Origin of the sequence: Streptomyces sp. NPDC048185, assembly GCF_043202495.1 — a bacterium.
In the GTDB taxonomy this organism is placed as follows: Bacteria; Actinomycetota; Actinomycetes; order Streptomycetales; family Streptomycetaceae; genus Streptomyces.
In genome coordinates, this window is sequence record NZ_JBIDAN010000008.1 from 283,196 (window position 1) to 297,718 (window position 14,523).

Consider the following 14,523-nt stretch of genomic DNA (forward strand, 5'->3'; position numbering starts at 1 on the left):
CCTTCCGCGAGGTGCCGCGCACCGGCTCACGTCTCGTCGCCCGCCCGGTAGACGCCGAACATCGCCCCCTGCGGGTCCCGCAGCACCGCGATGCGCGGCCCGTCGGGCAGGGAGGTGGGCTCCATGAGCACGGTGCCGCCGCTGTCGGTCGTGTCGACCGCGGCGGTGTTCACGTCCGCCACGGCGAAGTACGGCAGCCAGTGCGCGGGCACCTCGTGCGGGAACTTCTCGTCCATCGTCACCATGCCGCCGAAGTCCGCGCCGTCGACGGCCCACTGGGGGTAGCGCGCGGAGGCGTCGACGCTCCAGCCGAAGACGGTGGTGTAGAAGTCCGCGGACCGGCGCGGCTCCCGGGTCAGCAGCTCCACCCAGCCCAGCGAGCCGGGCGCGTTGAACAGCCCGGCACCGGGGAAGGCCCCGGCCTGCCACAGCTGGAACACCGCGCCCGCCGGATCCACGGCCACCGCGGACCGGCCCGCGTCGAACACGTCCACCGGGCCCTGCGGCACCGTCCCGCCCGCCGCGGTCACCCACCGCACGGCGGCGTCCGCGTCCGCCACGGCGAACGAGACGTTCCAGGCGACGGGCTGCGCCTGCTGGTACAGGGGCGTCAGCGCGGCGACGGCGGCGCCGTCGAGACGGGCGATCGTGTAACCGCCCGCCTGCTGCCGGGGGTCCGTCTCGGGACGCCAGCCGAACAGCTTCGCGTAGAACCGCTTGGCCGCTTCCAGGTCACTGGTGCCCAGCTCGGCCCAGCAGGGCCCACCGGTCACCGCTTCGTGGAGCTTCATCGTCTCGGGTCCTTCCACCGGGCAGCAGACCGTCCCCTCCCTCCAGCAAGCTAAGGCCGGGTGGGGACCGCGGCCATCCGGCACCTACGGTCCCGGGCACTCAGATCCCGGGCCGGTAGCGCAGCGGGTGGTCCGCCGGCACCTCCACCAGCACGATCCGCGTGCCGTCCGGGTCAGCGATCCACATCTCGACGAGCCCCCACGGCTCCTCGACCGGCGGCCGGACGATCTCGACGCTCCTGTCCCGCAGCTCCGCCTCGGCCGCCGCGGCGTCCTCGACCTGGAGCCACAGGGCGAGCGCGGGGGAGACGGGGGCCTCGGCACGGCCGGAGACCTCCAGGAAGCCGCCGCCCAGGAAGTACACGGTGCCCCGCTCCGGACCGGTGCCGAACTCGCGGTGGACGGCGAGGCCGAGCTGCTCGCCGTAGAAGGCGCGGGAGCGGTCGGGGTCGGTGGGGCGGAGCAGGATCCGGCTGCTGAGTACATGCACCATGCGTCCGGAGCATAACGCCGGGACGTTACGCTCATCGGTGCCCGCGCCGCGCCCGCGAACGAACCGGAGAGACGCCCCCATGGACACCGCCGCCAGCTCCCTGACCTACCGCGACGCCACCGACGCCGACGTGGACGCGCTCGTCGCGCTCATAGAGTCCGCGTACCGGGGCGAGTCCAGCCGGGCCGGGTGGACGACCGAGGCGGACATCCTGCAGGGACAGCGCACCGACCCGCAGGGGGTGCTGGAGGTCCTCAAGTCGCCGGACAGCCGCCTGCTGACGGTCGAGCGGGACGGCGCCGTCGTGGCCTGCTGCCAGCTCGAGCACCGGGGCGAGCACGCCTACTTCGGGATGTTCGCCGTCAGCCCCGTCCTGCAGGGCGAGGGGCTCGGCAAGGCGGTCATCGCGGAGGCGGAGCGGCAGGCCCGCGAGGCCTGGGGCGTGACGGAGATGCACATGACCGTGATCTCGGTGCGCGAGGACCTCATCGCCTGGTACGAGCGCCGCGGCTACCGCCGTACGGGAGAGATGACGCCCTTCCCGTACGGCGACGAGCGTTTCGGCATCCCCCAGCGCGACGACCTGCGGTTCGAGCTGCTGGTCAAGCCGCTGGCCTGAGACCCGACGCCGCGGGGTCAGGTCACGACCTCACGCCGTGAAGCGGCCGGTGCGCTTGATCTCCGGGTGGTCGGTGGTCGCGCCGTCCAGTCCCAGGGCGCGCACCAGCCGCAGATGGTCCTGGGTGTTCACCGTCCAGCAGAAGACCCGCAGCCCCGCCTCGCGGGCCCGCTCCACGACCTCCAGCGTGATCCGGTTGATGTCCAGGCACAGGGTCGCGGCTCCGGCCGCGACGGCCCGGTCCACCACCTCGGGCCCGTAGTGTTCCGCGACGAGGGCGGTCCGCACCCCCGGCACGAGCCGGGCGATCTCGGCGATGGCCTCGTCGTGGAACGAGATCACCTCCACCCGGTCCACCAGATCGCGCCGGCGCATCACCTCGGCCAGGGTCCGTGCCGCCGCCGCGTCCTTGATCTCGGCCTGCAACGGCACCGAGACGGCGTCCAGCACCTCCTCGAAGACGGGGACCCGCTCTCCGCGTCCCGCGTCGAGCGCGCGCAGCTCCTCGAGCGTCTTGTCGGCGATCGCGCCGGTGCCGTCCGTGGTGCGGTCCACGTCCGCGTCGTGCATGACGACGAGCGCGCCGTCCTTGCTCAGATGCAGGTCCAGTTCGACGACGTCGAGGCCGGCCTGCTCGGCGGCGACGAAGGAACGCAGGGTGTTCTCGGGTTCGACACCCATGACTCCGCGGTGACCGATGGTGAGGAAGTTCAAGGCTCGACTCGCTTCCGTCGACGTCGGCGATGGCAGGGCGGCAGCCTAACGGCCCTGCGGGACCGTTTCCCCTCTGCCGCGCCCGGTATACGGAGTGTGGTGCCCCGCAGGAAAAAGTGCGGTCATGGGCGGGGTAAGGCAGGATAATTTACGGGGGTACCCCTTGCTGGGAGAAACCTCGTATGCATACGGTGTCCTGACGCAAGCTTCTCCCGTGGAGGATGGGACATGACGGAAATTCTTGTGCAGGTGGGTGCGGAGGGGAAGATTCCTCCGGTGAGCAGGGTGGTCGAGCACCCGGCGTGGCCCGTGCTCAAGGATGCCGTGGAGCGGATCCGGCCATGGCAGTCCAAGGACGGGTCGATCGACCTCGCCGCCGAGGGCGCCCCGGGGCGGGCCGCCGCCGAGGAGGCCGTGGACCGCGTGGTGAGGGCCGTCCGCGAGCTGTCCCCGCTGCTGCCGCACGACCGCGCCTACCACGAGGCGCTGGTGAAGGACCTCGTCCGCTGGGCCGACGGCGGCTTCCAGGTGCCCGACTTCCTCGACTCGCTGCTGGCCTTCCAGCCCGCCGCCAACCGCGCGGACGGCCTCCAGCACCTGGTCGTCTTCCCGATGTACACGCAGAACGGCAACCCGGACCGCAACCTCGAGGCGGTCGTGCTGCGCATGGTCTGGCCCGACTGGCTGGCCGAACTGGAGCGCACCCGCTACGACAACCCGCTGTTCTGCGGCATCACCTTCGAGGACTTCACGGCCGGCTACGACACCAACTCGGCCGTCCTCTTCCCGGAGACCATCGCCGTGCGCGAGGCGCCCGAGCGCTTCTCCTGGGGCGGCATCTTCTGCGACCGCGAGGCCGCCCGCTTCCGCCGCGTCACCGATGCCGCCGTCGACATCCTCGGCCTCGAACTGCCCGAGGACATCGCCGCCATGGTGCACGACCAGAAGCGCTGCGAGGAGGCGTTCGTCCTGTGGGACATGGTCCACGACCGCACCCACAGCCACGGCGACCTGCCCTTCGACCCGTTCATGATCAAGCAGCGCCAGCCGTTCTGGATGTACGGCCTGGAGGAGCTGCGCTGCGACCTCACCGCCTTCAGGGAGGCCGTGAAGCTGGAGGCGGACGGCGTCCCGCAGGCCCGTGACGTGCAGTACGCGGTGCTCTTCGACCGCATGTTCCGCTTCCCGGTCACCGGCGAGCGCGTGCGCAACTACGACGGTCTCGGCGGCCAGCTCCTCTTCGCCTACCTGCACAAGCACGACGTCGTGCGCTGGACCGACAACAAGCTCTTCATCGACTGGCAGCGCGCCCCGCAGGTCACCAACCAGCTGTGCGCCGAGATCGAGACGCTCTACCGCGACGGCATCGACCGTCCGAAGATCGTTCACTGGTTCGCCGGGTACGAGCTGGTCTCCACCTACCTCGCCCCGCACCCGGGCTCGAAGTGGGCCAAGGGCCCCGACGCCCTGGACCTGACCCTGCCGCCGCGCAAACTCGTCGATGACGTGCTTCCGGACGAGTTTCCGCTGAGCATGTTCTACGAGGCACTGTCCAAGAAGCTCAAGAGCGTGATCGCCTCGACCCGGGGCATCACCAGGGACGGCGCCGAGCGGGCCGCCGCGTGAGCGACGGCACGGACACGCGGGAACAGGCTCGGCAGGCACAGGCTCGGGAGGCGAGGACCATGGGGAACGGGGCGCTCGACGGCGCGGTGATCGCGGTGGCCGGGGCGGGCGGACCCGCCGGAAGGGCCGCGCTGCTGCGGCTCGCCGAGGCGGGTGCGACGGTCGTCGGCTCGGACAACGACCCCGAGCGGCTGGCCGAGGCGGTCGACGCGGCGCGCTACGCGCACGGCGGCGCCACCGTCACCGGCGAGACGGTCGACCTGCTCGACCTGGACTCCACCCGGGCGTGGGCCGGCCGCATCGAGAAGGAGTTCGGCCGGGTCGACGGCCTGGTCCACCTCGTCGGCGGCTGGCGCGGCAGCCAGACCTTCACCAAGACGGACCTCGGCGACTGGGACCTCCTGGAGAAGCTGCTGATCCGTACCGTGCAGCACACCTCCCTCGCCTTCCACGAGCCGCTCCAGCGCAGCGACCGCGGCCGGTACGTCCTGATCAGCGCCGCGGGCGCGTCGCAGCCGACGGCGGGCAACGCCGCGTACTCGGCCGCCAAGGCCGCCGCCGAGGCGTGGACGCTGGCCGTGGCGGACTACTTTCGCAAGGCGGGGGGCGAACAGGGGCCGTCCTCCGCGGCTGCGATCCTGGTGGTCAAGGCGTTGGTGCACGACGCGATGCGCGCCGAGCGCCCCAACGCGAAGTTCGCGGGCTTCACGGACGTCAAGGACCTGGCCGAGGCGGTCGCCGGAGTCTGGGAGAAGCCCGCCGCGGAAGTGAACGGAAACCGTCTGTGGCTGACCGAGAAGCCGTGAACCCACCGAAGACCGACGCGCGTCGCCACCACGACCCCGAGGTCCGCGGATTCGCCAGCGACAACTACGCCGGCGCCCACCCGGAGGTGCTCGCCGCCCTGGCCCTGGCCAACGGCGGGCACCAGGTGGCCTACGGCGAGGACGACTACACGGCCAACCTCCAGCAGGTGATCCGCAGCCACTTCGGGCCGACGGCCGAGGCCTTCCCGGTCTTCAACGGCACCGGGGCCAACGTCGTCGCGCTCCAGGCGGTCACCGACCGCTGGGGCGCGGTGATCTGCGCCGAGAGCGCGCACATCAACGTCGACGAGGGCGGCGCCCCCGAGCGCATGGGCGGCCTGAAGCTGCTCACCGTCCCCACCCCCGACGGCAAACTCACCCCTGAGCTGATCGACCGGCAGGCCTACGGCTGGGACGACGAGCACCGGGCGATGCCGCAGGTCGTCTCGATCACCCAGAGCACCGAGCTCGGCACGCTCTACACGCCCGACGAGATCCGCGCCGTCTGCGAGCACGCCCACGCGCACGGCATGCGGGTGCACCTGGACGGCTCCCGGATAGCCAACGCCGCCGCCTCCCTGGACGTGCCCATGCGGACGTTCACCAACGCGGTCGGGGTCGACCTCCTCTCGCTCGGCGGCACCAAGAACGGTGCCCTGTTCGGCGAGGCGGTCGTCGTCCTGAACCAGGACGCGGTGCGCCACATGAAGCACCTGCGCAAGCTGTCGATGCAGCTCGCCTCGAAGATGCGTTTCGTGTCGGTGCAGCTGGAGGCGCTGCTCGCCAAGGACCTGTGGCTGCGCAACGCCCGGCACGGCAACGAGATGGCCCAGCGCCTGGCCGAGGGCGTGCGCGCCGTGCACGGCGTGGAGATCCTCTACCCCGTGCAGGCCAACGCCGTCTTCGCCCGCCTGCCGCACGAGGTGAGCGAGCGTCTGCAGAAGCGGTTCCGCTTCTACTTCTGGGACGAGGCCGCGGGCGACGTGCGCTGGATGTGCGCCTTCGACACCACGGAGGACGACGTCGACGCGTTCGTCGCCGCTCTCAAGGAGGAGATGGCGCGCTAGAGGACGCCACCCGAAGGATGTATAGGTATGCGGTCACCTGAAAAGTCATTGACTGACGGGTGATCGCGTTCCTATGCTCTGGCGTCATGGAGCTCGTCCAGAAAGACCCTGACCTGTCCGCCTACTTGGCCGCCGACGAGGTCATCGACCATGACCACCCGTCTGTTCGGGAGGTGGCGGGGCGCCTCGCGAAGGAGGCGGAGGACTCGTATGCCTATGCGCGACTGGCGTTCGAGTTCGTGCGCGACACCATCCCGCACTCGCAGGACGCCGGGGATCCGCGCGTCACCTGGCGCGCCTCCGACGTCCTGGAGCAGCGCACCGGCATCTGCTATGCCAAGGCGCACGCGCTCACGGCGCTGCTGCGTGCGGAGGACATCCCGACCGCCCTGTGCTACCAGCGCTTCGACGTGGTCCACGGGCTGGTCGCCGTGCGGTTCGACGGGGCCTGGCACCGCCAGGACCCCCGGGGCAACAAGCCCGGCGTGGACGCCCGGTTCTCCCTGGGGCGCGAGCAGCTGGCCTTCGTGCCGGACCGTGCGGCGGGGGAGGAGGACTGCCCGGAGCTGTACCCGGTCCCGCATCCAACCGTGCTGGCCGTGCTGCGGGCGGCCACCGACCGTGCGCACCTCTGGGAGACGCTGCCCGCCTCCCTCTGATGTGCCCGGCTCAGTGGGCTTCGGCCGTGCGCAGCTGCTCGGGCGTCGGCGCCGTGCCACCGAGGTGGGCCGGCATCCACCACGTGTCGTCGGCTCCCCTGGGGCGTACCGGGTAGGCGCGCTGGGCGGCCTCCAGGAGCTCCTGGACACGCTCGCGCAGACGGCGGGTGATGGCGCCCGCGTACTGCTCCCGGGGGGCCTCCATCGCCTCGCCGACCCGGATGGTGACCGGGGTGTGGCTGCGCTTGAAGTTGCGCGGGTGCCCCTTGGTCCACAGCCGCTGCGTGCCCCACACCGCCATGGGCACCAGCGGGACGCCCGCCTCCTGGGCCAGGCGCGCGGCACCCGACTTGAAGCTCTTGAGCGTGAACGACTCGGAGATCGTCGCCTCCGGGAAGACCCCGATGATCTCGCCGGACCGCAGCGAGTCCAGGGCGTGCGCGTAGGCGGCCTCGCCCTGCTTGCGGTCCACCGGGATGTGCTTCATCCCGCGCATCAGCGGCCCGGAGATCCGGTGCCGGAAGACCGACTCCTTCGCCATGAAGCGGACCAGCCGCTTCTGCGGCAGCGCCGCCAGGCCGTTGAAGATGAAGTCCAGGTAGCTGATGTGGTTGCTCACCAGCACGGCGCCGCCCGAGCGCGGGATGTTCTCCGACCCACGGCAGTCGATCTTGAGGTCCCACACCTTGAACATGGTGCGGGCGAGACCGATGACCGGGCGGTAGACGAGTTCTGCCATGGGCGGGTCGGACCCTTCCTTGTCTGCCTGGGAAGGGGACTCCCAGTCGAAAGTTACGCAGCCGTAGGTTTACGGCTTGTCGAGATCGTGCCCCAAGAACGGCCGGGGAACCAGCCCTGGTGCCCGGCCGCGGCGAGATCCTCATCACGTCATTGCCCGCCGGATGGCCGAAACACGACGGTGAACCGGGAATCTTCACCCGCCCCGGGGCGCTGGACCTGAGGACGACCGACCCGGGCGCCCGCGAGGCGCGCCCACGAGAGGCCGCGAGGGCGGCGGAGCGGGAGACGTGCGAGTGCGCGGGCGCAACGACGGCGAGAGGCGCGACGGCCCGCGCCTGGACGCGGCCGACCTCGGGGCGGAGCTGGGCACGCGCGCCACGCTCGTGCAGTTCTCCAGCGCCTTCTGCGCCCCCTGCCGGGCCACCCGGAGGGTTCTCGGCGAGGTGGCCGGCATGGTCCCCGGCGTCGCCCACATCGAGCTGGACGCCGAGGCGCGGCTGGAACTCGTCCGCGCGCTGGACGTGCTGAAGACCCCGACCGTGCTGGTCCTCGACGCCGACGGCCGCGTCGTACGGCGGGCGGCCGGCCTGCCGCGCAAGGCGGACGTGATCGCCGCCCTGGGGGAGGCGGTGTGATCATCCCCACGCCGCCGGTGAGGCGTTCTCCACAGCTTCCGGATCCCGGGACGTATTTGACTGTGTCCGCCACCCGTCGTCAGCCTGCCCGTATGCCTTCGCTCCCCCCTCCCCGGACCGGGGCGCACGGCGGAAGGACAACCCGCATGCCGGTCACCCCCGACCTCGCCGCGCCCCGGACCGCAACCGGCTCCGGCGACCTCCTGCGGTCCGTCTTCCGGCGGCACGCGGCCGGGGTGGCGGTGATCACCGCGCACGGCGACGCGGGACCCGTCGGCTTCACGGCCACCTCCCTCACGTCCGTCTCCGCCGAGCCGCCGCTGCTCTCCTTCGGCATCGGCACCGGCTCCTCCAGCTGGCCCACGGTGGCCGAGGCCGAGCACGTCGGCGTGCACCTGCTCGGCGAGCACCAGCAGGAGCTGGCCGCCACCTTCGCGCGCAGCGGCGCCGACCGCTTCGGCGCACCCACCGTCTGGCGCGAGGGCCCCGGGGGCGTCCCCCTGCTGGACGGCGTCCTCGCCTGGCTCGTGTGCCGGGTGGTGGGCCGCGTCCCCGCCGGGGACCACCGCATCGTGCTGGCCGAGGTGCTGGCCGGCGACCCGTCGGGTGCCGGCAGCCCGCTGCTGTACCACCAGGGACGCTTCAACGGCCTGCGCGACTGAGGCTTCCGGGCTTCTCCTCCCGCTCCTCCGCCTCCTTCTGCGGAACGGTCGAGTTCCGGTTACGCTGCGTTGCGAAGGTCACAGTTCAAAGCGCTTGCTTAGCGGGAAGGAACTGGGTGTACTGACGAGTAATGTTCCGGGTGGAAGCGCGGATCGCCCCGACCGGAATCGGCCGCTTGAGGCGCCTATGCTGCCTGCAAGCAGGCAGCACTGAAATGACGATGCAGTAGGAGAGCCGGCGTGAGCTTGAGGATCGTTGTCACCGTGAAGTACGTGCCCGACGCCACTGGCGACCGGCACTTCGCCGATGACCTGACCGTCGACCGTGACGATGTGGACGGTCTGCTCTCCGAGCTGGACGAGTACGCGGTCGAGCAGGCGCTGCAGATCTCGGAGAATTCGGACGACGACGTGGAGATCACCGTCCTGACGGTGGGTCCGGAGGACGCGAAGGACGCGCTGCGCAAGGCGCTGTCCATGGGCGCGGACAAGGCGATCCACGTCGAGGACGACGACCTGCACGGCACCGACGCCATCGGCACCTCCCTGGTCCTGGCCAAGGCGATCGAGAAGGCCGGTTACGACCTGGTCGTCTCCGGCATGGCCTCCACGGACGGCACCATGGGCGTCGTTCCCGCGCTGGTCGCCGAGCGTCTGGGCGTGCCGCAGGTGACGCTGCTGTCCGAGGTGTCGGTCGAGGGCGGCACGGTCAAGGGCCGTCGTGACGGCGACTCCGCCACGGAGCAGCTCGAGGCGTCGCTGCCGGCGGTCGTGTCGGTGACCGACCAGTCGGGCGAGGCGCGTTACCCCTCGTTCAAGGGCATCATGGCGGCCAAGAAGAAGCCGGTGGAGTCCTGGGACCTGTCCGACCTCGACATCGACGAGGACGAGGTCGGTCTCGAGAACGCCTACACGGTCGTCGAGTCGGCCGCCGAGCGTCCGGCGCGCACCGCGGGCACCATCGTCAAGGACGAGGGCGAGGGCGGCAAGCAGCTCGCTGAGTTCCTCGCGGGCCAGAAGTTCATCTGAGCCCCGGATTCACCGACCGCCCCTCACATCTCGCAAGCAGGAGAGAAGAAGTCCCATGGCTGAAGTTCTCGTCTACGTCGACCACGTGGACGGTGCCGTCCGCAAGCCCACCCTGGAGCTGCTGACCCTCGCCCGCCGCATCGGCGAGCCCGTCGCCGTCGCGCTGGGCAACGGTGCCGGTGACACCGCCGCCGCCCTCGCCGAGCACGGCGCGGCCAAGGTCCTCACGCACGAGGCCGCCGAGTACGCGGACTACCTGGTCGTCCCGAAGGTCGACGCCCTCCAGGCCGCCGTCGAGGCCGTCTCCCCGGTCGCCGTGCTGGTCCCGTCCTCCGCCGAGGGCAAGGAGGTCGCCGCCCGTCTGGCGCTGCGTCTGGGCTCCGGCATCATCACCGACGCCGTCGACCTGGAGGCCGGCGACGAGGGCCCGGTGGCCACCCAGTCGGTGTTCGCCGCCGCGTTCACCACCAAGTCCCGGGTCGCCAAGGGCACCCCCGTCATCACGGTCAAGCCGAACAGCGCGGCCGTCGAGGCGGCCCCGGCCGCCGGCGCCGTCGAGGCCCTGTCGGTCACCTTCTCCGACGCCGCGACCGGCACCAAGGTCACCTCGCGCACGCCGCGTGAGTCGACCGGCCGTCCGGAGCTGACCGAGGCCGCGATCGTGGTCTCCGGTGGCCGTGGCGTCAACGGCGCGGAGAACTTCGCGATCATCGAGGCGCTCGCCGACTCGCTCGGTGCGGCCGTCGGTGCCTCGCGCGCCGCCGTGGACGCCGGCTGGTACCCCCACACCAACCAGGTCGGCCAGACCGGCAAGAGCGTGTCGCCGCAGCTGTACATCGCGAACGGCATCTCCGGCGCGATCCAGCACCGCGCGGGCATGCAGACCTCGAAGACGATCGTGGCGATCAACAAGGACGCCGAGGCCCCGATCTTCGACCTGGTCGACTACGGCGTCGTCGGCGACCTCTTCGACGTCGTCCCGCAGCTCACCGAGGAAGTGAAGTCCCGCAAGGGCTGAGCGTCCCCGGAAAGCCCGGCCGAGGCCCCCGCGACCACCCGTGGTCGCGGGGGCCTCGTCGTGTGCGCAGGATGGAGAGGTCCGCCGGGCGGTGGCCGGGGGACGGTTGACCGGGGCAGGGGCGGCAGATAACTTCGCTCTACGGATTATTGATTCCGTTCAGCGGAAAATAGGAGAGTGTGGGATGGGTCAGCAGGAGAAGGTGGCAACGAGTCTCGCGGGCGCCGTCGGCGAGGAGATCAGTGCCTCCCTCGCACCGGTCGACGCGGAGCTGGAGCGCCGCTACCCCGGGGACCCGGGCACCCGGCAGCCCGTCCACACCGTGTACGTCCCCGGTGACGTCTTCGCCGCCGACACCGTCCGCTCCTGGGGGGACCGGGCGCTCGCCGCGCTCGACGAGCACGCCCCCGACGCCGCGTCGTTCGCCGCCGTCCTCGGCCTGTCCGACGAACTCGCCGAGCCGGTGTACTCCCGGGTGCGCGCCAAGCTGGAGCGCGAGCCGATCGAGGACCTGCGCATCGACTTCGAGGACGGCTACGGCAACCGGTCCGACGCCGAGGAGGACGAGGCCGCCGCCCGCGCGGCCCGGCTCGTCGCCGAGGCCTACGACCAGGGCACGGCGGCCCCGTACATGGGCATCCGCATGAAGTGCATGGAAGCCCCCGTCCGCGCCCGGGGCATCCGTACGCTCGACGTCTTCCTCAGCGGCCTGATGGAGGCCGGCGGCCTGCCCGACGGGCTCGTCCTGACCCTGCCGAAGGTGACCTACCCGGAGCAGGTCACCGCCATGGTGCGGCTCCTGGAGGCCTTCGAGAAGGCCCGGGGCCTGGAGCCCGGCCGGATCGGCTTCGAGATCCAGATCGAGACCAGCCAGTCCATCCTGGCCGCCGACGGCACCGCCGCCGTCGCCCGCATGATCCAGGCCGCCGAGGGCCGCGCCACCGGACTGCACTACGGCACCTTCGACTACAGCGCCTGCCTGGGCGTCTCCGCCGCCTACCAGGCCAGTGACCACCCGGCCGCCGACCACGCCAAGGCGGTCATGCAGGTCGCCGCCGCCGGCACCGGCGTACGGGTCTCGGACGGCTCCACCAACGTCCTGCCCGTCGGCTCCACGGAGAAGGTCCACGACGCGTGGCGCCTGCACTTCGGGCTGACCCGCCGCGCGCTGGCCCGCGCCTACTACCAGGGCTGGGACATGCACCCCGGCCACATCCCCACCCGGTACGCGGCGGTCTTCGCCTTCTACCGCGAAGGCTTCGAGCAGGCCGCCGCCCGCCTCGCCCGCTACGCCAACCGGACGGGCGGCGACGTCATGGACGAGCCCGCCACCGCCAAGGCCCTCAGCGGCTACCTGCTGCGCGGCCTGGACTGCGGCGCCCTCGACACGGGCGAGGTCGCCCGGCTGACCGGGCTGACCCGCGCCGACCTGGAGGGCTTCTCCTCGCCCCGGCGCGGCGACCTCACGGCATCGGCGCAGTAGGCGGCGGCCGGGTCCCGGGGAGCGGCCCGTCCGTCCGGCCGGAGTCCACGTACCGCTCCAGGCCGGACGCCGTCACCCGCCGCTCCTCGGCGAACAGCCGCGTCCCCCTGTCGCACAGCCGCCGGTCGGCCCGCGCCCGCGCGCAGAACTCCTCGGGCGTCCTTCCGAAGAGCTCTCGCAGCCGGGCCGATCCGCGCAGCAGGTCCGTGAGGAGGGGGCGCTGCTCGCCGGGGTGCCGCCGGGGCGCCCCGGCGCCGTCGTGCAGGACCCCGTGCCGGTTGACGTAGGCGTACACGCCGCGCAGCACCGTGCCGCCGCCCGGCTCCACGCGCACGTCGGGCGCCGGCAGCCAGGCGCGGTCGAAGTTCCCGGCCGCCATGGGCACGCCCTCGCTCGCGTCGATCACGGCGAGCTGCTCGGTGTCGAGCCAGAGCACGAACAGCTCCCGCACGACGCCCGGAGCGAGGACCGGCGACGCGGACACGTAGCCCATGCGGCTCACATGGGCGGAGACGCCGATGTCGACACCCGTGATCCGGGCCTTGACCATCGGGATCGGTGACTCGATCCCGAACTCGGCCATCTTGTGCCGCAGCTGGCCGGGGCTGGCGTTCGAGCCGATCGCCAGCACCGGGGCGCGGTCCTCGTGCACGAGCCGGTCCAGCGGCAGCAGCCGGTCGCCGTCGAGCAGGCCGGACTCCCGCGGCCACGCCCCCGGATACAGCAGCGGATGCTCCCGCGGCGCCTCGGCCAGACCGAGCGCCGCGAGCGTCCGGTCCGCGGCGTCCCCTTCGGCCCGCGCGGGATCGTCCCCGTCCCGGGCTCCGGCGGCGGCCTCGGACGTTCCGGTCTCCCGTGCCGCCCGCTTCCCGGCGGCGCCCTCCGCGCCCGACCCTGCCAGCTGCCCGGCGTCCTCCACGTCGTCCACGGGCCGCTCAGTCCGCCGGTGGCAGTTCGCCCGAGCCGCGGGTGACCAGCCGGGTGGGCAGTTCGATGCGCTCGGGACCCAGGAGGGTGCCGTCCAGCTGCCGGAAAAGCCGCTCGGCCGCCGTACGGCCGAGGGCCGCCGCGTCCTGGGCGACCACAGTGACGCCCGGCCGCAGCAGGTCGGCGAGCTCGATGTCGTCGAAGCCGACCAGGGCCACGCGCCGGGTGTGCTCGGCGAGGACGCGGATCACCGTGACCGTCACCCGGTTGTTGCCCGTGAAGATGGCGGTCACCGGGTGCGGCTCGGCGAGCATCTCCTCGGCGGCCCGGCGCACCCGCTCGGGGTCGGTGACGCCCAGGGACATCCAGGAGTCCTTTGCCGGTATGCCCGCGTCCTCCATGGCGGCCCGGTAGCCGCGCAGCCGCTCGGCGGCGGTGTGGATGCGCGGCATGTCGCCGATGAAGCCGATCCTGCGGTGCCCGTGCGCGATCAGGTGGGCCACGCCGTCACGGGCTCCGCCGAAGTTGTCCGACACCACCACGTCCGCGTCGATCCGCCCCGCCGGACGGTCCACGAACACCGTGGCGACACCGGCCTTGAGCTCGGGCTCCAGGTACCGGTGGTCGTCCCCGGCCGGGATCACCAGCAGCCCGTCCACGCGCCGCGCGCACAGCGCCAGGACCAGCTCCTGCTCACGGTCCGGGTCCTCCGCGCTGGAACCGTTGATCAGCAGGGCCCCGTGGGCGCGGGCCACCTCCTCCACCGCACGGCTCAACGGCCCGTAGAACGGGTCCGCGAGGTCCTCCAGCACCAGCCCGATGCTCGCCGTGCGGCCCTTGCGGAGCACCCGCGCGCTGTCGTTGCGGCGGAAGCCGAGCGCGTCGATGGCCTCCTGGACGCGCCGTTCGGTCTCCGGAGTGACGCCCGGCTCCCCGTTGACCACCCGGGAGACGGTCTTCAGCCCGACTCCGGCGCGGGCGGCGACGTCCTTCATGGTGGGCCGGTTGCCGTAGCGGTTCCCGGGAGGCCGCTCTGCGCGGCGGGGCGTGTCGGGCACGGTGCGGTGTCCTGTCCTGTCGTCCACGGGATTGCGTCGGCTCCTGTCGGCAACGGGGATGCGGTGCTCATGCGCTTGTATGAGGATGTGGCGTCGAGCATAGAGCCTGGACAACGTTGTCAGATGCGGGAGACACTGTCCATCGCACTCTCCGGCCCGCGCCCCCCACCGCGCGGCCGGCCTGCTGCTCCCGCT

At 72.0% G+C, this 14,523-nt stretch carries 16 protein-coding genes; 10 read left to right on the forward strand and 6 right to left on the reverse strand.

Features of this window, described 5'->3' with window-relative positions:
• Window positions 1-26: 26 nt before the first annotated feature.
• Both ACGF3H_RS24465 and ACGF3H_RS24470 read right to left on the reverse strand, forming a co-directional pair.
• The gene (locus ACGF3H_RS24465) at window positions 27-791 is read right to left on the reverse strand and encodes a VOC family protein (protein WP_362487336.1); all 765 of its coding nucleotides are present in this window, start codon (window positions 789-791) and stop codon (window positions 27-29) included.
• Window positions 792-891: 100 nt separating this feature from the next.
• Window positions 892-1,284, reverse strand: a complete 393-nt coding sequence (locus ACGF3H_RS24470; protein WP_362487334.1) for a VOC family protein — start codon at window positions 1,282-1,284, stop codon at window positions 892-894.
• 79 nt (window positions 1,285-1,363) lie between these two features.
• Between ACGF3H_RS24470 and ACGF3H_RS24475 the strand changes: the two genes are divergently transcribed.
• Entirely contained in the window at window positions 1,364-1,903 is a 540-nt protein-coding gene (locus ACGF3H_RS24475) for a GNAT family N-acetyltransferase (protein ID WP_362487332.1), read from the forward strand.
• 30 nt (window positions 1,904-1,933) lie between these two features.
• Here the strand turns inward: ACGF3H_RS24475 and ACGF3H_RS24480 are convergent, their stop codons facing one another.
• Entirely contained in the window at window positions 1,934-2,617 is a 684-nt protein-coding gene (locus tag ACGF3H_RS24480) for a glycerophosphodiester phosphodiesterase family protein (protein WP_362487331.1), read from the reverse strand.
• A 228-nt stretch (window positions 2,618-2,845) separates the two neighbouring features.
• On the opposite strand from ACGF3H_RS24480, the gene ACGF3H_RS24485 reads away from it, so the two are divergent.
• The 4 genes from ACGF3H_RS24485 (at window position 2,846) to ACGF3H_RS24500 (ending at window position 6,775) form a co-directional block, all read left to right on the forward strand.
• Window positions 2,846-4,243, forward strand: a complete 1,398-nt coding sequence (locus tag ACGF3H_RS24485; protein ID WP_362487329.1) for a DUF6421 family protein — start codon at window positions 2,846-2,848, stop codon at window positions 4,241-4,243.
• Window positions 4,244-4,302: 59 nt separating this feature from the next.
• A complete protein-coding gene (locus ACGF3H_RS24490) occupies window positions 4,303-5,049 on the forward strand; it encodes an SDR family NAD(P)-dependent oxidoreductase (RefSeq protein ID WP_362487327.1) in 747 nt (248 codons plus the stop codon).
• Complete coding sequence (locus ACGF3H_RS24495; RefSeq protein ID WP_362487326.1) at window positions 5,046-6,116, forward strand: low specificity L-threonine aldolase; 1,071 nt, start codon at window positions 5,046-5,048, stop codon at window positions 6,114-6,116. Before ACGF3H_RS24490 ends, ACGF3H_RS24495 begins: the two co-directional genes overlap by 4 nt.
• 86 nt (window positions 6,117-6,202) lie before the next feature.
• The gene (locus ACGF3H_RS24500; RefSeq protein ID WP_362487324.1) at window positions 6,203-6,775 is read left to right on the forward strand and encodes a transglutaminase family protein; all 573 of its coding nucleotides are present in this window, start codon (window positions 6,203-6,205) and stop codon (window positions 6,773-6,775) included.
• Between the two features lie 10 nt (window positions 6,776-6,785).
• Here ACGF3H_RS24500 and ACGF3H_RS24505 read toward each other — a convergent pair whose 3' ends face one another.
• On the reverse strand, window positions 6,786-7,514 hold the full coding sequence (locus ACGF3H_RS24505; protein WP_362487322.1) for a lysophospholipid acyltransferase family protein: 729 nt from the start codon (window positions 7,512-7,514) through the stop codon (window positions 6,786-6,788).
• A 289-nt stretch (window positions 7,515-7,803) separates the two neighbouring features.
• Here ACGF3H_RS24505 and ACGF3H_RS24510 point away from each other — a divergent pair, with 289 nt between their 5' ends.
• The 5 genes from ACGF3H_RS24510 to ACGF3H_RS24530 all read left to right on the forward strand — a co-directional run bounded on the left by ACGF3H_RS24510 (window position 7,804) and on the right by ACGF3H_RS24530 (window position 12,343).
• Window positions 7,804-8,151 carry a thioredoxin family protein gene (locus ACGF3H_RS24510; RefSeq protein ID WP_362487321.1) on the forward strand — a complete coding sequence of 116 codons (348 nt, stop codon included), beginning with the start codon at window positions 7,804-7,806 and terminating at the stop codon, window positions 8,149-8,151.
• Between the two features lie 146 nt (window positions 8,152-8,297).
• Entirely contained in the window at window positions 8,298-8,813 is a 516-nt protein-coding gene (locus ACGF3H_RS24515) for a flavin reductase family protein (RefSeq protein WP_362487320.1), read from the forward strand.
• A gap of 240 nt (window positions 8,814-9,053) precedes the next feature.
• Window positions 9,054-9,842: an electron transfer flavoprotein subunit beta/FixA family protein gene (locus tag ACGF3H_RS24520; protein ID WP_362487318.1), complete on the forward strand. Its 789-nt coding sequence runs from the start codon at window positions 9,054-9,056 to the stop codon at window positions 9,840-9,842.
• Window positions 9,843-9,897: 55 nt separating this feature from the next.
• Window positions 9,898-10,860 (forward strand): electron transfer flavoprotein subunit alpha/FixB family protein, encoded by a 963-nt coding sequence (locus ACGF3H_RS24525; RefSeq protein ID WP_362487316.1) that lies wholly within the window; start codon window positions 9,898-9,900, stop codon window positions 10,858-10,860.
• A gap of 184 nt (window positions 10,861-11,044) precedes the next feature.
• On the forward strand, window positions 11,045-12,343 hold the full coding sequence (locus tag ACGF3H_RS24530) for a DUF6986 family protein (RefSeq protein WP_362487314.1): 1,299 nt from the start codon (window positions 11,045-11,047) through the stop codon (window positions 12,341-12,343).
• Here the strand turns inward: ACGF3H_RS24530 and ACGF3H_RS24535 are convergent.
• Window positions 12,324-13,097 carry a hypothetical protein gene (locus ACGF3H_RS24535; protein ID WP_362487860.1) on the reverse strand — a complete coding sequence of 258 codons (774 nt, stop codon included), beginning with the start codon at window positions 13,095-13,097 and terminating at the stop codon, window positions 12,324-12,326. The genes ACGF3H_RS24530 and ACGF3H_RS24535 overlap by 20 nt on opposite strands.
• Window positions 13,098-13,278: 181 nt before the next feature.
• Window positions 13,279-14,355, reverse strand: a complete 1,077-nt coding sequence (locus ACGF3H_RS24540) for a LacI family DNA-binding transcriptional regulator (RefSeq protein ID WP_362487312.1) — start codon at window positions 14,353-14,355, stop codon at window positions 13,279-13,281.
• Between the last annotated feature and the right edge of the window lie 168 nt (window positions 14,356-14,523).